The 17884-nt window shown below is 68.8% G+C and carries 20 protein-coding genes; 15 read left to right on the forward strand and 5 right to left on the reverse strand.

What is annotated here, in order from left to right; translation table 11 throughout:
• The first annotated feature begins 168 nt into the window (after positions 1 to 168).
• Together FHW79_RS10895 and FHW79_RS10900 are read left to right on the forward strand one after the other, a co-directional pair.
• Complete coding sequence (locus tag FHW79_RS10895) at positions 169 to 1113, forward strand: 3-keto-5-aminohexanoate cleavage protein (RefSeq protein WP_183178940.1); 945 nt, start codon at positions 169 to 171, stop codon at positions 1111 to 1113.
• A gap of 85 nt (positions 1114 to 1198) precedes the next feature.
• Positions 1199 to 2137 carry a DMT family transporter gene (locus tag FHW79_RS10900; protein ID WP_183178941.1) on the forward strand — a complete coding sequence of 313 codons (939 nt, stop codon included), beginning with the start codon at positions 1199 to 1201 and terminating at the stop codon, positions 2135 to 2137.
• On the opposite strand, the gene FHW79_RS10905 is transcribed toward FHW79_RS10900, so the two are convergent.
• Entirely contained in the window at positions 2103 to 3188 is a 1086-nt protein-coding gene (locus FHW79_RS10905; protein WP_183179188.1) for a LacI family DNA-binding transcriptional regulator, read from the reverse strand. The two genes, FHW79_RS10900 and FHW79_RS10905, sit on opposite strands and share 35 nt — an antisense overlap.
• A gap of 134 nt (positions 3189 to 3322) precedes the next feature.
• Here FHW79_RS10905 and FHW79_RS10910 point away from each other — a divergent pair, with 134 nt between their 5' ends.
• The 7 genes from FHW79_RS10910 (at position 3323) to FHW79_RS10940 (ending at position 10999) form a co-directional block, all read left to right on the forward strand.
• A complete protein-coding gene (locus FHW79_RS10910; RefSeq protein ID WP_183178942.1) occupies positions 3323 to 4366 on the forward strand; it encodes a TRAP transporter substrate-binding protein in 1044 nt (347 codons plus the stop codon).
• A 51-nt stretch (positions 4367 to 4417) separates the two neighbouring features.
• On the forward strand, positions 4418 to 6307 hold the full coding sequence (locus FHW79_RS10915; RefSeq protein ID WP_247884296.1) for a TRAP transporter large permease subunit: 1890 nt from the start codon (positions 4418 to 4420) through the stop codon (positions 6305 to 6307).
• 160 nt (positions 6308 to 6467) lie between these two features.
• Complete coding sequence (locus FHW79_RS10920) at positions 6468 to 7007, forward strand: VOC family protein (RefSeq protein ID WP_035679790.1); 540 nt, start codon at positions 6468 to 6470, stop codon at positions 7005 to 7007.
• Positions 7008 to 7015: 8 nt separating this feature from the next.
• A complete protein-coding gene (locus FHW79_RS10925) occupies positions 7016 to 8287 on the forward strand; it encodes a ribulose-bisphosphate carboxylase large subunit family protein (protein ID WP_183178943.1) in 1272 nt (423 codons plus the stop codon).
• The gene (locus tag FHW79_RS10930) at positions 8284 to 9603 is read left to right on the forward strand and encodes a four-carbon acid sugar kinase family protein (RefSeq protein WP_183178944.1); all 1320 of its coding nucleotides are present in this window, start codon (positions 8284 to 8286) and stop codon (positions 9601 to 9603) included. The genes FHW79_RS10925 and FHW79_RS10930 overlap by 4 nt, the downstream gene beginning before the upstream one ends.
• Before the next feature lie 178 nt (positions 9604 to 9781).
• Positions 9782 to 10513, forward strand: a complete 732-nt coding sequence (locus tag FHW79_RS10935) for a helix-turn-helix domain-containing protein (RefSeq protein WP_183178945.1) — start codon at positions 9782 to 9784, stop codon at positions 10511 to 10513.
• 111 nt (positions 10514 to 10624) lie between these two features.
• Entirely contained in the window at positions 10625 to 10999 is a 375-nt protein-coding gene (locus tag FHW79_RS10940; protein WP_183178946.1) for a response regulator, read from the forward strand.
• A gap of 15 nt (positions 11000 to 11014) precedes the next feature.
• Here FHW79_RS10940 and FHW79_RS10945 read toward each other — a convergent pair whose 3' ends face one another.
• Entirely contained in the window at positions 11015 to 11203 is a 189-nt protein-coding gene (locus FHW79_RS10945) for a hypothetical protein (protein ID WP_183178947.1), read from the reverse strand.
• Positions 11204 to 11289: 86 nt separating this feature from the next.
• The gene (locus FHW79_RS10950) at positions 11290 to 11574 is read right to left on the reverse strand and encodes an HU family DNA-binding protein (protein ID WP_014241890.1); all 285 of its coding nucleotides are present in this window, start codon (positions 11572 to 11574) and stop codon (positions 11290 to 11292) included.
• Positions 11575 to 11751: 177 nt separating this feature from the next.
• On the opposite strand from FHW79_RS10950, the gene FHW79_RS10955 reads away from it, so the two are divergent.
• From FHW79_RS10955 to FHW79_RS10965, 3 genes are read left to right on the forward strand one after another with little or no spacing between them, the layout of a single operon-like run.
• A complete protein-coding gene (locus tag FHW79_RS10955; protein WP_183178948.1) occupies positions 11752 to 12300 on the forward strand; it encodes a sigma-70 family RNA polymerase sigma factor in 549 nt (182 codons plus the stop codon).
• Between the two features lie 2 nt (positions 12301 to 12302).
• Positions 12303 to 13172, forward strand: a complete 870-nt coding sequence (locus tag FHW79_RS10960) for a hypothetical protein (RefSeq protein WP_183178949.1) — start codon at positions 12303 to 12305, stop codon at positions 13170 to 13172.
• A gap of 60 nt (positions 13173 to 13232) precedes the next feature.
• Entirely contained in the window at positions 13233 to 13955 is a 723-nt protein-coding gene (locus FHW79_RS10965) for a Bax inhibitor-1/YccA family protein (RefSeq protein WP_183178950.1), read from the forward strand.
• Between the two features lie 72 nt (positions 13956 to 14027).
• Here FHW79_RS10965 and FHW79_RS10970 read toward each other — a convergent pair whose 3' ends face one another.
• Entirely contained in the window at positions 14028 to 14516 is a 489-nt protein-coding gene (locus FHW79_RS10970) for a hypothetical protein (protein ID WP_183178951.1), read from the reverse strand.
• 171 nt (positions 14517 to 14687) lie between these two features.
• Positions 14688 to 16016 carry an oxalate/formate MFS antiporter gene (gene oxlT, locus FHW79_RS10975; RefSeq protein ID WP_183178952.1) on the reverse strand — a complete coding sequence of 443 codons (1329 nt, stop codon included), beginning with the start codon at positions 16014 to 16016 and terminating at the stop codon, positions 14688 to 14690.
• Positions 16017 to 16790: 774 nt separating this feature from the next.
• On the opposite strand from oxlT, the gene napE reads away from it, so the two are divergent.
• Genes napE through FHW79_RS10990 form a run of 3 tightly spaced genes read left to right on the forward strand, consistent with a single transcriptional unit; the run spans position 16791 to position 17854 of the window.
• The gene (gene napE / locus FHW79_RS10980; RefSeq protein WP_183178953.1) at positions 16791 to 17024 is read left to right on the forward strand and encodes a periplasmic nitrate reductase, NapE protein; all 234 of its coding nucleotides are present in this window, start codon (positions 16791 to 16793) and stop codon (positions 17022 to 17024) included.
• Between the two features lie 13 nt (positions 17025 to 17037).
• On the forward strand, positions 17038 to 17550 hold the full coding sequence (gene napF / locus FHW79_RS10985) for a ferredoxin-type protein NapF (RefSeq protein ID WP_183178954.1): 513 nt from the start codon (positions 17038 to 17040) through the stop codon (positions 17548 to 17550).
• Positions 17540 to 17854, forward strand: a complete 315-nt coding sequence (locus tag FHW79_RS10990; protein ID WP_183178955.1) for a chaperone NapD — start codon at positions 17540 to 17542, stop codon at positions 17852 to 17854. The genes napF and FHW79_RS10990 overlap by 11 nt, the downstream gene beginning before the upstream one ends.
• Positions 17855 to 17884: the final 30 nt, after the last annotated feature.

Raw genomic sequence — 17884 nt, forward strand, 5'->3', positions numbered from 1 at the left:
CGTCCCGGGAGAGGGAGGGGGCCCATGGCGCAGCCATGGGGAGGGTGAGGTCCGGCACGAAGACGGCACTGATTCTTGGATTGACCCTCACCCGCCCGCTGACGCGGGCACCCTCTCCCGGGACGGGAGAGGGGATCGGGGAGAAGAAGAAACAACAGGGAGGACAGCATGACGACGCCCAGGAAGAGCGCGCGCAAAGTCATCATCACCTGCGCGGTCACCGGTTCCATCCACACGCCCAGCATGTCGCCGCACCTGCCGGTGACGCCGGACCAGATCGCGGCGGAGGCCATCGCCGCGGTGGAGGCCGGGGCGGCCATCGTCCATCTGCACGCCCGCGACCCGGAGACCGGCCGCCCCACCCAGGACCCGGAGCTGTTCCAGCGCTTCCTGCCGCGCATCAAGCAGGCGACGAAGGCCGTGGTGAACATCACCACCGGCGGCAGCGCCGCCATGACGGTGGAAGACCGGCTGCGCCCCGCCGCGCAGTTCCAGCCGGAGGTCGCGTCGCTCAACATGGGGTCGATGAATTTCGGCCTGTTTCCCATGCTGAACCGCTTCACCGCGTTCCAGCACGACTGGGAGCGCACCTATCTGGAGAACAGCCGCGACCTCGTCTTCAAGAACACCTTCCAGGACATCGAGCACATCCTGAAGACCTGCTCCGGCAACGGGACGCGCTTCGAGTTCGAGTGCTACGACATTTCCCACCTCTACACGCTGGCCCATTTCCTCGACCGCAAGCTGGTGACGCCGCCGCTGTTCGTGCAGTCGGTGTTCGGCATCCTGGGCGGCATCGGCCCGCATCCGGAGGACGTGATGCACATGAAGCGCACCGCCGACCGGCTGTTCGGCGACCAGTATGTGTGGTCGGTGCTGGGCGCCGGGCGCAACCAGATGCCCATCGCCACCCAGTCGCTGGCCCTGGGCGGCAACGTGCGCGTCGGGCTGGAGGACAATCTGTGGGCCGGTCCGGGCCGCCTCGCCACCTCCAACGCCGAGCAGGTCGCCATGGTCCGCACGCTGATCGAGGGGCTGGCGCTTGAGGTCGCCACCCCGGACGAGGCCCGCGCCATGTTGTCGCTGAAGGGTGGCGACGCGGTGAGGTTCTGACCAAGAATAAACCCTCTCCCCTCTGGGGAGAGGGAATTTCAGTTGTGAAAGCCGTGCATCCACCCCACACCCGGAATCCCATGCCATGATAAGCCGCGCTCGGGCGCTGGATCTGTCGCTGGTGGGCCTCATCAGCGTCTGCTGGGGCCTGAACTGGCCCGCCGTCAAGATCATCCTCACCCAGATCCAGCCCTGGACGCTGCGCAGCCTGGGCTTCGCCATCGGGGCGGCGGTGCTGTTCGCCTACGCGCGGTCGCGCGGGGAATCGCTGGCCGTGCCGCGCGGGCAGCGCTGGCCGCTGGCCGCCGTCGCGCTGCTGAACATGGCGGGCTTCAACATCTGCTCCGCCTTCGGGCAGATGAACATGGCAACCTCGGGCGCGGCGATCATCGCCTACACCATGCCGGCCTGGGCGACGCTGCTGGCGATCCCGATCCTGGGCGAACGGCCCGGCCCGCGCCAGTGGATGGGGCTGGCCTGCGGGCTGACGGGTCTGGCCGTTCTGCTCGGCCCCGATCTGCTGCGGCTGGGCGCCCTGCCGCTCGGCCCCGCCTTCATGCTGACCGGCGCGCTGAGCTGGGCGCTGGGCAATGTCCTGATCAAGCGGACGGCCTGGACCATGGGGCCGAACGCCATCACCGGCTGGCAGTTCGCCATCTCCCTGCCGGTGGTGCTGCCCTTCGCCCTGGCGCTGGACCCCGCCCCGACGCTGGCCCTGGAGCCGCAGGTGCTGGTGGCGCTGGTCTTCCACATCCTGGTGGCGATGGTCGGCGGCTATCTGCTGTGGTTCGCCATCGTGCGGCGGCTGAGCGTCGCGCAGGCCTCGGTCAGCTCGCTGATCGTGCCGGTGATCGGCGTGACCGGTGCCATCGTCGTGCTGGGCGAGACGCCGCCGCTGCGCACCTACGCCGCGCTGGCGCTGATCCTCTGCGCCGTCCTGCTGGTCGTGATGGTCCGCGACAAGCGGCCCGCACCCGCCCCGGCGCCAGTCACGGCGGAGCCGCGGGGGGCAGGTTCTCCCTGAAGATGACCTCGATGCGCGGCGGCTCCACGCCGTGCATCGCCTCGCGGCCCGCGCGCAGGTTGGCGAAGACGGCGGCGCAGCTCATCAGGGCGCTGCGCGGGTCCTGGGTGATGACCGCCTCCATCGTGCCGTCGATCAGAAGCGAGCGCGTTTCCGGCGTGAAGCCGTGGCCGATGAAGACGACCTCGCGCTCCCGCCGCGCCTCCTTCAGCGCGCGGGCCACGCCCTCCGCCCCACCGCCGATGGTGTAGATGCCGGCGAGGTCGGGGTGGTGGCTGAGCAGCGTCCGCGTCTGCCGGTAGCTCTTGGCCTCGTCGTCGTGGGCCTCGCGCAGCCCCACAACCTCGATGGCCGGGGCCATCTCCTTCAGAACGTTCAGGAATCCCAGCTCGCGGTCCTCATGCGCGCGGTAGCTGAGGCTGCCGGCGATCATCGCGACCTTGCCCGCCCGCCCGCCGAGGAAGCGAGCGAACAGGTAGCCCGCCGTCCGCCCCGCCGCCCGGTTGTCGAGCCCGACATAGGCGGCCCGCCGGCAGTTCTGCACGTCGGAGATCAGCGTCACCGTCGGCACGTTGCGCGCCGCCAGCTCGTTCACCGCCTCGCGCACCGCCGGATGCTCCAGCGCCATGAAGGCCACCCCGTCGACCTTGCGCCAGTGCTGGAGCAGGCTGCGCGCCAGCAGGTCGGGGTTGAAGCTCTTGATGAACTCCACCTGCGCGCGGATGCCCAGCGGGGCCAGCGCCGATTCCGACTGGCGGATGAGCTGGCCGAGCCGCGTCAGGTAGCGGTTCGTCCCGTCGGGCAGCAGGAAGGCCAGCCGCACCGGCTTCGGCCCGAGCGCCGCGCCAAGGTCCGATTCCGGGATGTAGTCCAGCTCCGCCGCCGCCTTCATCACGCGCTGCACGGTCGCCGGGCGCACGCCGGGGCGGTGGTTCAGCACGCGGTCCACGGTGGCGGTGGACACGCCGGACAACCGCGCGATGTCGGCGATCCGCGGCAGTCCACGGGCGTTTTCGGGGGGTGCGGCGACGGCGTCCGCATCATCCTGCATCACGGCTCAAAACCCTCCAATCCCATCAAATCACATCATCATTCGCGTTTGACACAGGCCATTCGCGCACATACCGTCCAACCAACAATCACCGTCGAACATCAAACTACATCAACGTTTCCTGGGAGGAAAGCATGAACCCGCTCTCGCGCCGCACTATGCTCAAGGGGTTGGCCGCCACTCCGGCGGTTGGATTGGCCGCGGGGGCCGGCACCGCCACGCTGATCGGCGCGCCGCGCATCGCCCGCGCCGCCGAGTTCGACTTCAAGTACGGCAACAACCTGCCGCTGACCCACCCGCTGAACGTCCGCTCGCACGAGGCGGCGGAGCGCATCCGCCGCGAGACCAACGGCCGGGTCGACATCCAGATCTTTCCGAACAACCAGCTCGGCGGCGACACCGACATGCTGTCGCAGGTGCGCAGCGGCGGCATCACCTTCTTCACGCCATCGGCGCTGGTCATCGCCACGCTGGTCCCGGTGGCCGCCATCAACGCCGTCGGCTTCGCCTTCGCCGATTACGGGCAGGTCTGGTCCGCCATGGACGGCAAGCTGGGCGAGCATGTGCGCGGCGCCATCTCCAAGGTCGGCCTGCACGCCTTCGAGAAGATGTGGGACAACGGCTTCCGCCAGATGACCAGCGGGGCCAAGCCGATCCAATCCGCCGCCGACATGGACGGGCTGAAGATCCGCGTGCCGGTCAGCCCGCTCAGCATCGCCATGTTCAAGTCGCTGTCCGCCGCCCCGGCCAGCCTGCAGTTCTCGGAGGTTTATTCCTCGCTGCAGACGCGCATCGTCGACGCGCAGGAGAACCCGCTGCCGATCATCCAGGTCGCCAAGCTGTACGAGGTGCAGAAGTACTGCGCCCTGTCCAACCACATCTGGGACGGCTTCTGGTTCATCGCCAACGGACGCGCGTGGCGCGGCCTGCCGCCCGACCTGCAGAAGATCGTCTCCACCGCGATCAACGACGCCGGCGTGCAGCAGCGCGAGGACATCAAGGCGCTGAACCAGTCGGTGCAGGCCGACCTGCAGTCCAAGGGCCTGGCCTTCAACCAGCCCTCCCCCGACAGCTTCCGCGCCAAGCTCCGCGACAGCGGCTTCTACGGCGAATGGAAGGGCCGCTTCGGCGACGAGGCCTGGGCGCTGCTGGAAAGCGCCGTCGGCAAGCTCGCCTAAAGAACGGCCTGTAGAACGGCTGTGGACAACACGGGAAGGGAGGGTGCGGCTTTGTCTCACCACGCGACGGCGCTCGACGAGGGCGGCGCCATGCCAGGGGCCGCGTCCGGCGGTTCCTGGACCGATCGGCTCGACCGCGGCCTCGCCGCGACGGTGGAGGGCGTCGCCGCCCTCATCGTTCTGGCCGAGATCGCCATCCTGCTGGCCGGGGTGACGGCGCGCTACGTCTTCCACGCGCCGCTGGTGTGGTCGGACGAGCTGGCCTCGATCCTCTTCCTGTGGCTGTCCATGCTGGGCGCCGTGGTGGCGCTGCGCCGCGGCGAGCACATGCGGATGACCGGTCTGGTCAGCCGCGTCGGCCCGACGCCGCGCGCCCTGCTGGAGACCCTGGCGATCACGGCTCCCATCGCCTTCCTGGCGATGATCCTGCACCCCGCCCTGGACTACGCCATGGAGGAGCAGTTCATCGTCACCCCGGCGCTGGAGATCAGCAACGCCTGGCGCGCGGCGGCCCTGCCGACCGGGCTGGGGCTGATGGCGGTGGTGGCGCTGATCCGGCTGATGCGGATGCGCAACCTCCGGATCACGCTCGCGGCGGTCGCGCTGACCGCGGCGGTGACCGTGGCCTTCTGGCTGGCCGGCCCGCTGCTGAAGCCGCTGGGGCAGGCCAACCTCGTCATCTTCTTCGTCGGCGTGGTCGCCGCCTGCGTGTTCGGCGGCGTCCCCATCGCCTTCTCCTTCGCGCTGGCCACCTTCGGCTATCTGGCGCTGACCACCTCGACCCCGCTGCTCGTCATGGTCGGGCGGCTGGACGAGGGCATGTCGCACCTGATCCTGCTGGCGGTGCCGCTGTTCGTCTTCCTCGGCCTGCTGATCGAGATGACCGGCATGGCCCGCGCCATGATCCAGTTCCTCGCCAGCCTGCTCGGCCATGTGCGCGGCGGCCTGTCCTACGTGCTGATCGGGGCGATGTATCTGGTGTCGGGCATTTCCGGCTCGAAGATCGCCGACATGGCCGCCATCGCGCCGGTGCTGTTCCCGGAGATGAAGAAGCGCGGCGCCCCTCCCGGCGACCTCGTCGCCCTGCTGTCGGCGACCGGCGCGCAGACCGAGACCATCCCGCCCTCCATCGTCCTCATCACCATCGGTTCGGTCACCGGCGTGTCGATCGCGGCGCTGTTCGCGGGCGGCCTGCTGCCGGCGGTGGTTCTGGGTGCCGCCCTCTGCGCCGTCGTCTGGTGGCGCTACCGCCATGAGGATCTGAGCCACATCCGCCGCCCGCCGGCGTCGGAGATCGCCCGTCTGGCCGTGGCCGCCCTGCCCGCCATCCTGCTGCCCTTCGTCATCCGCGCCGCGGTGGTGGAAGGTGTGGCGACAGCGACCGAGGTGTCGACCATCGGCATCGCCTACTCCACCCTCATGGGCCTGCTGGTCTACCGCCAGTTCGACTGGGCGCGGCTGAAGCCGATGCTGATCGAGACGGCGTCGCTGACCGGGGCGATCATCTTCATCGTCGGCTGCGCCACCGCCATGGCCTGGGGCCTGACACAGTCCGGCTTCTCCCGCGCGCTGGCCCTGTGGATGGCCGACATCCCCGGCGGCGGCTACGGCTTCCTCGCCATCTCCATCGTCGCCTTCATCATCCTGGGCAGCGTGCTGGAGGGCATCCCCGCCATCGTCCTGTTCGGCCCGCTGCTGTTCCCCATCGCCCGCGACGCCGGGGTGCACGAGGTGCATTACGCGATGGTGGTGATCTTCGCCATGGGCATCGGCCTGTTCGCCCCGCCCTTCGGCGTCGGCTACTACGGCGCCTGCGCCATCAGCAAGGTCAGCCCGGACGAAGGCCTGAAGCACATCTGGGGCTACGTCGCCGCCCTCCTCGTGGGCCTGATCGTGGTCGCCGCCATTCCGTGGATTTCCACCGGCTTCCTTCCCTACTGAAGCGGTTAGAAAATGATCTCTTCCATCATTTTCCAACCGTGAAACCCGGCAGATCAATGCCAAGGCATTGATCGAGAGGGTCATGCCGACGGCGCCTTCAGGTGCCGACGGCATGAAGCCTCGCCGGTCCCCTCATAACGATAAAATCAGGAGTTCCTTCATGAGCCGATTCTTCGGCCAGATCCGGCAGGCTGGCTACGTCGTCGACGACATCGAAGCCGCCATGGACTACTGGAGCCGCACCCTGGGCATCGGCCCGTGGTTCTACAACGAGCGGGTTCCGATCAAGAACTACACCTACCGCGGGGAGCGGTACGAGGTTCACAACTCTGTGGCGCTCGCCAACTCCGGCCCGCTCCAGATGGAACTGATCCAGACCCGCAACGACGCGCCGTCGATGTACCGCGACTTCCTGAAGGCGGGCCGCACCGGCCTCCAGCACGTCGCCTACTGGACCGAGAACTACGACGCCGACTTGGAGCGTCTGACTGGCCAGGGCTTCAAGCCGGTGATGAGCGGCGAGGTCGGCGAGAAGGGCCGCTTCGTCTATTTCGACACCGAGTACCACCCCGGCACGGTGATCGAGCTGTCGGAGGTCGCCGGGCCAAAGGGCAAGATGTTCGACCTGATCCGCAACGCCTCCCTCGACTGGGACGGCCGCGATCCGGTCCGGCCCTTCCCCGACCTCAGCCGCCTGTGAGTCTCGCCATGCGCTCCGACCGCTTCGAGGCGACCTATCTGATCGAGACCCCGCTGGACCCCGCCAAGGTGGCGGAGGTCATGGCGGGGGAGCAGTCCTGCGGCACCTTCACCCGCGTCCACGGCGAGACGGACGACCTGCGCGCCCGCGCCCGCGCCGTGGTGGAGCGGGTGGAGGAGCTGGAACCCGCGGCCTCCCCCAGCCTGCCGAACACGTGGCTGGAGCGGCAGAAGCGGCCCGGACCGTGGCGGCGCGCCCGCGTCGCCATCAGCTTCCCCACCGGCAACGTCGGCGCCAACCTGCCGACGCTGGCCGCGACGGTGGCCGGCAACCTGTTCGACCTGGGCGAGGTGACCGGCCTGCGGCTCGACTCCGTCCGCCTGCCCGCCGCCTACCGCAAGCAGTTCGACGCGCCGCGTCACGGCGTGGCCGGCACGCGGCGGCTGACCGGGGTGGAGCGCGGGGCGCTGGTCGGCTCCATCATCAAGCCGAACCTCGGCCTGTCGGCGGAGGAGACCGGCGAGCTGGTCGGCACGCTCTGCGCCACCGGGCTGGACTTCATCAAGGACGACGAGATCTGCGCCGATCCGGTCCACGCCCCGCTGGCCCAGCGCGTGCCGGCGGTGATGGACCGGGTGCGCCGCCACCAGGACCGCACCGGCAAGCACGTCATGGTCGCCTTCAACATCAGCGACGAGACGGACGCCATGCGCCGCCACGCCGATCTGGTGGAGCGCGAGGGCGGAAGCTGCGTGATGGTCAGCCTGAACTGGTGCGGCTTCTCCGCCGTGCAGACCCTGCGCCGCCACAGCGGGCTGGTGCTGCACGGGCACCGCAACGGCTTCGGCGCCCTGTCGCGCCACCCCAGCCTGGGCATCGGCTTCGACGCCTACCAGACGCTGTGGCGGCTCGCCGGGGTGGACCACATGCACGTCCACGGCCTCCAGGGCAAGTTCGCCCAGCCGGACGGGGAGGTGATCGACGGCGCCAAATCCTGCCTCACCCCGCTGGCCGAGGGCTGCGACGACGCCGTGATGCCGGCCTTCTCCTCCGGCCAGTGGGCGGGGACCGTGCCCGTCACCTGGGACGCGGTGGGGACGGACGACCTGCTGTTCATGTCCGGCGGCGGCATCATGGCCCATCCGGATGGCCCCGCCGCCGGCGTGACGAGCATCCGCCAGGCCTGGGCCGCAGTGCGCGAGGGAGTCACCCTGCCGGACGCCGCCGCGACCCGGCCGGAGCTGAAGCGCGCCCTGGAGTTCTTCGGAGCGGGCAAGTGACGGCGGCGCCCCCACCGCCCCGCCCCGGCCCCCGTCTGGGCTGGTACGGGGACGACTTCACCGGGGCCACCGACACGCTGGCCACGCTGGCGAAGGCCGGGCAGCGGGCGCTGCTGCTGCTGGAGATTCCCGACGCGGAGCGGCTGGCCGGCCTCGGCCCGCTGGACGCGCTGGGGATCGCCGGGGCGTCGCGCACCATGGACCCGGAGGCCCTGCGGACGGAGCTGGAGCCGGTGGGGCGCTTCTTCGCCGGGCTCGGCGTGCCGGTGATGCACTACAAGTGCTGCTCGACCTTCGACAGCGCGCCACAGGTCGGCAGCATCGGGGCGGCGGTGGCCGCCCTGCGACCCTTCTTTCCCAACCGCTTCCTGCCGGTGGTCGGCGGCCAGCCGAACATCGGGCGCTACTGCCTGTTCAGCACGCTGTTCGCCGCGGCGGGCACCGGGGGGACGGTCCACCGCATCGACCGCCACCCGACGATGAAGGCCCATCCGGTGACCCCGATGACGGAGGCCGACCTGCGCCTCCACCTCAGCGCGCAGGGGCTGGAGGGGATGGGCGCCCTGCACTACCCGGATTACGGGCTGGCCCGTGGAGCGCTCGACGAAAAGCTGGACCGGATGGTGGCGGGCGGTGCGCCCGCCGTCCTGCTGGACATCGCCCAGCCGGCGGATCTGGCGCCCGTCGGGCGGCTGATCTGGGAGCGCGCGCGGCGCTCGCCCCTTCTGGCGGTTGGCCCAAGCGGCGTGGTCCAGGCGCTGGCCACCCAATGGGAGCGCGACGAAGCGGTCGGCGACGCCCCCCTGGACCCGGCGGAGGGGCCGGTCTTCGTGCTGGCCGGCAGCCTGTCGCCGGTCACGCGCAAGCAGATCGCCGCGGCAAACTCCTTCCACCGGATGCCGGCGGACGCCGGCGCGCTGTGCCGTGACCCCGCCTACCGCGAACGGCTGCGGAGCGAGATCGCCGGCCATCTGGGCCAGGGCCGGAGCGTGCTGGTGTGGACCGCCCCGGCGGAGGGCGAGGCGCCCGACACCGCCCAGTCCGCCGCCATCGCCGACGCGACCGCGGACTTCGTCGCCTCGGTCGCCCACGCGGTGCCGCTGCGCCGCCTGGGCATCGCCGGGGGCGACACCTCCAGCAAGGCGGTGAAGGCGCTGGGCCTGTGGGGCCTGTCCTACCGGACGGCGCTCAGCCCCGGTGTGACGGTCAGCCTGACCCACAGCGCGCACCCGCCCACCGACGGCGTCGAGCTGATGCTCAAGGGCGGACAGATGGGATCGGAGGATTTGTTCGAACGGCTGGTGCACGGAGGGTGAGCGTTCTCGCCCCCCTCCACCTCACACGTCACCCATGGCCCCTAGGTAGTCTTACGTACGCAAAGCCCCTTAGGTACAAGACCGAACTGCACAGGGTACCCCGCAGCGCATAACTTCGGCTCATCGAGCGGTTGCCCCACGGGGACGGGCCGCTTCCACGAACGCCGAGGGGCCCGACATGCACGCTCACACCGCCATCGCCGCCCAGCCGACGCGCGTTCCGCACGGCCATCAGGCCGCCGTGATGGCGATGCCGCGTGTCGCCCCCTCCCGCCCCGCCGCCGGCTTCGCCGCCAACGACGCCGATCCCCTGGCCGCCATCGCCCAGTTCCGGGTGTTCGACCGCGAGCAGTCCATCTTCGCCGAGGGCGAGGCCGCCGACGCCGTTTTCCGGGTGGTGGACGGCATGATCCGCCTCTACAAGCTGCTGCCGGACGGGCGCCGCCAGATCATCGGCTTCCTCCAGGCCGGCGACATGGTCGGGCTGGCCTTCGCCGACCGCTACCTCTACTCGGCCGAGGCGATCACCGCCTCCACCGTCCAGCGCATCCCGCGCTGCCAGCTCGATGCCCTGCTCGACGCCCAGCCCGCCCTGGCCCGCCGCCTGCTGTCGGTCACCACCTCCGAGCTGGTGGCGGCGCAGGACCAGATGCTGCTGCTGGGCCGCAAGTCGGCGCTGGAGAAGCTGGCCAGCTTCCTGCTGGCCCTGAGCCGCCGCGCCGGTGCCGGCCGGGCCATCGCCCTGCCGATGAGCCGCTGCGACATCGCCGACCATCTCGGCCTGACCACGGAGACGGTGTCGCGCGGCTTCACCAAGCTGAAGACCTCGCGCCTGATCCGCATCCTGGACGGCGGCCGGGTCGAGCTGCTGGACGCCGAGGCCCTGGCCGATCTGGCCGATTGCGCTTGAACCACTGCGTCTCATCCCCAGCGTTCCGATCACCCCCCGAACTCTGGGGAAATCCATCCGGCCGGCCGCAACGTACCCCTTACTCCGTTTGCGTTGCAGTCAGGCCGAACCATGGAGTCTGTTCCCCACATCCTCGTCGCCGAGGATGAGCGCCTCGAAGCCCTGGCCCTTGCCGACACGCTGGAAGGCCAGGGGCTTCGCGTCACGCTGACCCACAACGGGTTGGAAGCCATCACCGCCCTGGAAAGCGGCCCGGCGTCGCTGCTGATGACCGACCTGCGGATGCCGGTGATGGATGGCAACGAGCTGATTCGCCGGACCCGGGCGCGGCGGCCCGCCCTGCCGGTGATCGTCATGACCGCCGACAGCGGCGCCCTCTGGCACCCGGAGTCGGAGCGGCTGCGCGTCCTGCACAAACCCTTCAGCTTCCAGGCGGCGATCGGCGCGGTCCGCGCCATGCTCGACCGGGTCGGGACGACCGGATAAAGCCGGGCGTCAGCCCTATTCGCCGACGTCGTCCTTTTGGGCGGCGGGGCGGGCCGGCGGTTCGATCACCGGGCCGACCTTCACACTGCGGGCGGACAGCGGAACGATGTCGCCGATCGGCATGTAGGAGCCATCGGCCAGTTGCTGCGCCGGCTCCCACCGCCCCTCGACCTTGATCCAGCGGTAAACGTTGTTGCTGCTCATGTCGTCACCACGAAGTTAGGAAAGACGAAAGGGGCGGCGTTGCCGCCGCCCCTTCATCAAATACAAGGATCGTCCTTGCGGAAGGCTTACTCGGCCTTGCCGTTGACGGCGTCCTTAAGGGCCTTGCCGGCGGAGAACTTCGGCGCCTTGGAAGCGGCGATCTTGATCTCCGCGCCGGTCTGCGGGTTGCGGCCCGTGCGCTCGCCGCGCTCGGCGATCTCGAACTGGCCGAAGCCCGGCAGCTTGACCGTCTCCCCCTTGACCAGCGCGTCCTGCAGGCTCTCCAGAACCGCGTCCAGCGCCTTGCCGGCGTCGGCCTTCGTGCCGCCCAGCTTGCCGGCGATCGCGTCGATGAGATCGGCCTTCGTCATTCCCTACTCCCCTTGTTCATGGAGGAACCCCAGCATTCTCCAGGGCTCCAGGCGCTTCTGACCTACTCCGCCCCGCGTCCGCGCGCAAGCCAATCCCGTGGCGATTTTTTCCCCCGGAGCGGATTAAGCCACGGCATGATCCGTATGCCGAGTGTGAGGAACCAATCCGGGACGGTGATGAAAGACGAGCTGGGACAGCATCTGGACGTTCTGAGGCGCTACGCCCTGGTCCTGATGCGCGACCCCGACCAGGCGGAGGACCTTGTCCAGGAGGCGCTCGTCAAGGCCATCGAGGGCGCGTCGTCCTTTACGGACGGGCGCGATCTGCGCAAGTGGCTGCTCGCCATCGTCCACAACACCTTCGTGGACCGCTGGCGGCGCCAGCAGGCCGAACGCCAGGCGACCGGCGAGCTGATCTCGATGGCGGAGGAAGGCTCCCCGCCCGCGCAGTTGAGCCACGTCCATCTGGGCCAGACCATCGCGGCCCTGATGACCCTGCCGGTCGAACAGCGGGAGGCCCTGGTGCTCGTGGCGCTCGACGGCATGTCCTACCGGGACGCCGCCGAATGCCTGGGCATCCCCGTGGGCACCCTGATGTCCCGTCTGGGCCGTGCGCGCGACGCGCTGCGGGCCAAAACGGGCGGCGGGCGCCAGCCGGCGTCAGACCAGTCCGACCGATCCCCATCAGACCGGGTCCAGCGCCCCCCGTTGCGCGTGGTGAAATGACGATGAACGAACCGATCAGCGACATCGACCTGAACGCCTATGTGGACGGCGAACTCGACGCGCAGCGCCGCATCGAGGTTGAGGCCTATCTGGAAGCCAACCCGGAGGAGGCGGCCCGCGTCATGCACGACATGCGGGTGCGCGACGAGATCAGCCTGTTCATGGCCGGCCCCACCCTGGAGAAGGCCGAGCCGGCCCCGCCCGAACCGCCTGCCGCCCCGGCCCAGCCGGCGGTCGGCGCCGGCGCGCCACTGCCGCGCCGCAAGCAGTGGGGCGCCCTGTGGCGGCGGCCGGCGGCCGAACTGATGAATCGGGCACGGGCGCGGGCCGCCACCGGCTCGGGCCGTGGGCGGCGCGCCGTGGCGGCACTCTGCCTCGTCGGGCTCGGCTGGACGGCGCACAGCGCGGTGTCCTCCCTCTCGGTCAACCCCGTCGCCACGGCCCACGCGGCCACCCACTACATCACCATCGCGGCCCAGACCCACCAGCAGGCGCTGCACAGCGGGATCGACTTCAAGCCCTTCGCCGACGCCGCCCAATCCCTGGTGAACCGACTCGCCTCCGCCAACCCGGAGGTCGCGGTGCCGATCCCGCAGCTCGACATCGGGCAGGCGCCGGACGGGCTGCGCACGGTGGCCTGGGATGGTGGGGTCGCGGTGCAGGCGGCCTACCGCCACGGCGGATCGGAACTGATCACGCTGTTCGCCAGCGAGGTCGACCGCTTCGCCGTCACCGAACCCCAGGCGGAACGGATCGGCAATGTCTCGGTCGCCTACTGGCAGGTCGGGACGACGGTCTACGCGCTGTGCGGCGAACAGCCGGAGAAGGAAATCCTGGCCCACGCCCGCGACGCCCGCATGGCGTGGTTCTAAAGCATACGCATTGAACGACAAGCCTCTGAACGACAAGCATCCGAAGGACATGGTGAGACGATGAGCGGACCCTTCTACGGAAACCAATTCGGCAGCGCGGCGCCGGCCTACGGCGCGGCGTTCGACGAGGGCCTGCGCAAGCACATGCTGCGGGTCTACAACTTCATGATGCTCGGCCTTGGCGTGACGGGGCTGGTGGCGCTGTTCGTGGCGAGCACGCCGGCGCTGTACGTTCCGATCTTCACGACCCCGCTGAAGTGGGTGGTGATGCTGGCGCCGCTGGCCTTCATCATGGTGCTGTCCTTCCGCTTCCACGCGATGTCGGCGACCGCGCTGCAGGGGCTGTTCTGGGCCTTCTGCGCGGTGATGGGCGTGTCGATGGCGTCGATCTTCCTGGTCTTCACCGGGGCCAGCGTGGCGCGGGTGTTCTTCATCACCGCGGCGATGTTCGCGGCGATGAGCCTGTGGGGCTACACCACCAAGGCCGACCTGTCGAAGATGGGCTCGTTCCTGATGATGGGCCTGATCGGCATCGTCATCGCCAGCCTGGTCAACATCTTCGTTGGCTCCAGCGCGCTGCAGTTCGCCATCTCGGTCATCGGCGTGGTCATCTTCACCGGCCTGACCGCCTACGACACCCAGCGCATCAAGGAAGAGTACGCCGAGGGTTACGGCCACGAGGGCAACACCAAGCTCGCCGTCATGGGCGCCCTCTCGCTCTACCTCAACTTCATCAACCTCTTCCAGATGCTCCTCCAGCTCATGGGCAACCGCGAGGAGTAAGGCGGCGCTTCCATCCGGCGCACCGCCTGCCAGAAAGGGCCGGCCGCTTCCCGCGGCCGGCCCTTTTCCTTTTTATGGCTTGCCGGTTGCCGGAGCGGCGTCCGGTCTGGGCGGATACTCCACGGACACGATGTGCAGGGAGTTGTTCGGGAAGGAGCAGGCCGCTTCCGGCGCCATCTGGGATGCCGGATCGAAGGCGTAGGGACGGGGGGAACGGCCGGCCATCGCCCCGTTCCTCCCTTCAGCCGCCCCGGCCGCCGCCGTCTGCACGCCCGGCCCGGTCACCCGCGACGTCCAGGGTGCCCCGGTGAAGACGCCCGGCGTGGACTCTTCCGCCCACAGCCACAGCACGCGGGTGCCCACCGGCTGCGGCTGCGTGAAGGAGTGCAGCACCCGCTCGCAGGTCTCCCGGTCCATGTTGTGGATCGCCCGTTCGACCACCGTGTTCTCCGTCCGGGGCGTCCATCGCGACAGCAGCAGCGAGCCGAGGGCCACGCTGACCGCCACCCCGCCCAGAGAGCAGGCGACCACCAGCCGGAAACTGCCGTCGTCCTTTGCCATTCCGTGACTCCGCCATCGATTGTCCATGCCCCCCTCCGCCGACACGACCACACCCCTGCACCGCTCCGCCCTGTCCCGCTCCGCCCTTGTCCCGCTCCGCAAGGCCGGCCCGGAACGCCGAAAAGGGGACCACGCGCGTGGTCCCCTTCGGTCGATCCGCTGAAGCGGAGGTTATGGGCTGGCCGCCGCCGTGACCGGACCCGTACCCTGCTGGGCGGCGAGTTCGGCGTTGCGGGCATGGTGCTTGCGCAACATGGGCCGCAGGACGGTGATGGCGCAGACCGCCGCGAACAGATCCATGGTGGCGCAGATGTAGAGCACGGTCGCCCAGGTGCCGGTGGCTTCCATCAGCAGGTTGCCCAGCGGGACCAGGAGAGCCGCGATGCCCTTGGCGCAGTACAGCACGCCGTAGATCTTCGCCGCGTGCTTGGTGCCGAAGGTGTCCGCCGAGGTCGCGCTGAACAGGCTGTACACTTCGCCCCAGGCCAGGAACACCATGCCCGACAGGATCAGGAACATGATCGGGTCGTGGCCGAAGCGGCTGAGCATCAGGATGCCGATGCCTTCGAAGGTGAAGGCGATGAACATGGTCGCTTCACGGCCGATGTGGTCGGAGATGAAGCCGAACAGCGGACGGGAGATGCCGTTCATCACGCGGTCGAGCATCAGCGCGAAGGGCAGTGCCGCCATGGTGATGCCGAACAGACTGATCGGAGCTTCCTTCACGCCCAGATCGTGGGCGATCACGCCGAGCTGGGCCACCGCCATCAGACCGCCCGAGACGGTGCAGATGAACATGACCATCATGACCCAGAACACCGGCGTCTGCAGCGCTTCCTTCAGCGTGTAGTCGCGGCGGGACTGCAGGACCTTGGTCGAGGACTTCACCTGATCCTTCTGCGGGGCGCGCAGGAAGAAGGCGGCGGCGATGATGATCGTGCCCTGCAGCAGGCCAAACCAGAAGAAGGCCGCCTGGTAGCCCGAGGAGTGGATCATGTTGGCGATCGGCAGGATGGTCAGGGCCGAGCCGGCGCCGTAGCCGCCCGCAGTCAGGCCGACGGCGAGGCCGCGCTTGTCCGGGAACCACTTGATGGCGCTGTTGACGCAGGTGGCGTAGACGCAGCCGACGCCGACGCCGCCGATGGCCGAGCCGAAATAGAGCATGCCGAGCGAGCCGGCGTAGCTGTCGATGATCCAGGAGAGGCCGGTCATCACGCCGCCGAAGGCGACGATGACGCGGGGGCCGTAGCGGTCGATGAAGTAGCCTTCGATGGGGGTCAGCCAGGTCTGGACGACGACGAAGACGGTAAAGGCGGTCTGGATCGAAGCGCGGGTCCAGCCGTGGGTGGCCTGGATTTCCGGCACGAAGAGCGTCCAGGCATACTGGATGTTGGCCGCGGCCACCATGCAGACGATGCCGACGACGATCTGCATCCAACGCGCGCCTTCGGAAATGGGCGCCTGCTTGCCGCCAGGCGGTGCAGCGATGGACTGACTCATTACTCTTCCTCCCCAATGCGGTGATCGAACACTCAACTCAGCCGGGCGGGGCCGATGGTTGTTGTCGCATTGCCTTTCTTCGGGGCTTGCGTGCCCTTCACGTCTTGGCGGGAGCACCACCGCCACCGTTGGGAGAGGCTTGGTGTTCCGCATTTCGTACTTGGTATACCACACAATCAGCGGAACACAACATCCGTTTCAGGAATCACAGCACAAATAGTCCCCCTTGTCGCAACTATCGTTGCAGGTATGCCTTGCGCAAAATCAGCATTGGCGATGCCAAACTTTCGTACTATGACTTTGAAGTAACAAAAAAAAGGCCGCGCCAAAGCAGGCGCGGCCTCTGATTGAGTTCGCTTCACTTACGATCACAACAGTGGAGAAGCCGTTACACCAAGAACGGCTGTTCCAATCTTACAGGACTTCAGATCATCAGCAACCTCATAGTCGATCTAATCTGCATGCCCTGTATGAGTCGGAAATAAACAATCCGGAGGCCCAAATCACACCAAGGCCATCCGACCTCCTTATCCCCTCTTCACTCAGTTTACGATCCCGCGGCCCGCTTAATCCCGGGGGCCCTCAAAAAAAAGTTCGCTCATCGAATTATCCGTCCAAGCCGCCATCGCGAGGCCAAGGCTGCGGCGTACCGGTGTGGCGTCGATCGCACGCCCGGCCGGATGGAACAGAAGGAACGCTCAACCTGTTGTTGGAACATCCGGCGGCCTTTCCGGCCGTCGGCATCGCTACCGCCCGCCAAAAACGGGAGCCGCCATGAACCGCCGCCAATCGCAGGGTCCGTTACCGGACCCCGTCCGCTTCCCGTCCCGCGCCGCTGCCAGCCCGCCCCTACCCGATCCCGGCGCGAAGCGGCGGGAGATCGCCATGTTCCTGATTCTAGCGGTGGTGATCTGGCCGATCCTGTCGGTCGCCGTCGTGGGCGGCTACGGCTTCCTGGTCTGGATGTCGCAACTCATCATGGGTCCGCCCGGTCCGCCCCCGGTCTGAGGGGGGCTGTGCCATGGTCGATGAATCGGTCGATTTGGGGCGGCGGGGATTTCTTCGCGGACGGCGGCGCGCTGAGCCGGCGCCGTTGCGCCCGCCCTGGTCCCGGATGGACCGCTTCACCGACCTGTGCACCCGCTGCGGCGCCTGCGCCGACTCCTGCCCGGAGGGCATCGTCCGCCGGGGGGACGGCGGCTTTCCCGAGATCGACTTCCGGCAGGGGGAATGCAGCTTCTGCGGCGCCTGTGCCGATTCCTGCCCCGAACCGGTCTTCGACCGCACCGCCGCCCGCCCCTGGACGCTGGCGGCGCGGATCGGCCCGTCCTGCCTCGCCATAAACCGCGTCGTCTGCCGGAGCTGCCGCGACGCCTGCCCGGAATCGGCCATCCGTTTCGCCCTGGCGCCGGGTGGCGTAGCGGTTCCCACGGTGGAGGACGGCGCCTGCACCGGCTGCGGCGCCTGCTTGGCCGCCTGTCCCGCCGACGCCGTCACCCTGCACCCCGGACCGGAGACCACCCATGCACTCTGATGCCCCCGACCGGCCGGCCGACGCGCTGGCGGAATGGCACATCGCCTCGATCCTCGTCCATCTGCGGCCCGAGCGCAGCCCCGATGTGCGTGCCGCCGTCGCCGCGCTGGGCGACGTGGAGGTCCATGCCGAGGAGCGGGGCCGGATGGTGGTGACCGTGGAAGGTCCCCACGAGGGCCGGATCGCCGACCGCATGACCGCGATCCACTTGATGCCCGGCGTGATGTCGGCGGTCATGGTCTTCCACCACGCCGAGCCGATGGCGGCCCGCAGCGCGGACGAGGTCGGTACGGCGCGGCGTTGACGCGCCAGATTTTACATTCGTCAAGAAAAG

The organism is Azospirillum sp. OGB3 (assembly GCF_014192915.1).
Taxonomy (GTDB): Bacteria; Pseudomonadota; Alphaproteobacteria; order Azospirillales; family Azospirillaceae; genus Azospirillum.

What these genes read in the sequence shown, in the direction of transcription:
- oxlT (WP_183178952.1), bottom strand. Translation starts at nt 16,016, where the DNA reads ATGAGTCAGTCCATCGCTGCACCGCCTGGCGGCAAGCAGGCGCCCATT.
- FHW79_RS10990 (WP_183178955.1), top strand. Translation starts at nt 17,540, where the DNA reads ATGCACTCTGATGCCCCCGACCGGCCGGCCGACGCGCTGGCGGAATGG.
- FHW79_RS10945 (WP_183178947.1), bottom strand. Translation starts at nt 11,203, where the DNA reads ATGAGCAGCAACAACGTTTACCGCTGGATCAAGGTCGAGGGGCGGTGG.
- FHW79_RS10925 (WP_183178943.1), top strand. Translation starts at nt 7,016, where the DNA reads ATGCGCTCCGACCGCTTCGAGGCGACCTATCTGATCGAGACCCCGCTG.
- FHW79_RS10960 (WP_183178949.1), top strand. Translation starts at nt 12,303, where the DNA reads ATGAACGAACCGATCAGCGACATCGACCTGAACGCCTATGTGGACGGC.
- FHW79_RS10950 (WP_014241890.1), bottom strand. Translation starts at nt 11,574, where the DNA reads ATGACGAAGGCCGATCTCATCGACGCGATCGCCGGCAAGCTGGGCGGC.
- FHW79_RS10905 (WP_183179188.1), bottom strand. Translation starts at nt 3,188, where the DNA reads ATGCAGGATGATGCGGACGCCGTCGCCGCACCCCCCGAAAACGCCCGT.
- FHW79_RS10895 (WP_183178940.1), top strand. Translation starts at nt 169, where the DNA reads ATGACGACGCCCAGGAAGAGCGCGCGCAAAGTCATCATCACCTGCGCG.
- napE (WP_183178953.1), top strand. Translation starts at nt 16,791, where the DNA reads ATGAACCGCCGCCAATCGCAGGGTCCGTTACCGGACCCCGTCCGCTTC.
- FHW79_RS10910 (WP_183178942.1), top strand. Translation starts at nt 3,323, where the DNA reads ATGAACCCGCTCTCGCGCCGCACTATGCTCAAGGGGTTGGCCGCCACT.
- FHW79_RS10900 (WP_183178941.1), top strand. Translation starts at nt 1,199, where the DNA reads ATGATAAGCCGCGCTCGGGCGCTGGATCTGTCGCTGGTGGGCCTCATC.
- FHW79_RS10920 (WP_035679790.1), top strand. Translation starts at nt 6,468, where the DNA reads ATGAGCCGATTCTTCGGCCAGATCCGGCAGGCTGGCTACGTCGTCGAC.
- FHW79_RS10965 (WP_183178950.1), top strand. Translation starts at nt 13,233, where the DNA reads ATGAGCGGACCCTTCTACGGAAACCAATTCGGCAGCGCGGCGCCGGCC.
- FHW79_RS10970 (WP_183178951.1), bottom strand. Translation starts at nt 14,516, where the DNA reads ATGGCAAAGGACGACGGCAGTTTCCGGCTGGTGGTCGCCTGCTCTCTG.
- FHW79_RS10940 (WP_183178946.1), top strand. Translation starts at nt 10,625, where the DNA reads ATGGAGTCTGTTCCCCACATCCTCGTCGCCGAGGATGAGCGCCTCGAA.
- FHW79_RS10935 (WP_183178945.1), top strand. Translation starts at nt 9,782, where the DNA reads ATGCACGCTCACACCGCCATCGCCGCCCAGCCGACGCGCGTTCCGCAC.
- napF (WP_183178954.1), top strand. Translation starts at nt 17,038, where the DNA reads ATGGTCGATGAATCGGTCGATTTGGGGCGGCGGGGATTTCTTCGCGGA.
- FHW79_RS10955 (WP_183178948.1), top strand. Translation starts at nt 11,752, where the DNA reads ATGAAAGACGAGCTGGGACAGCATCTGGACGTTCTGAGGCGCTACGCC.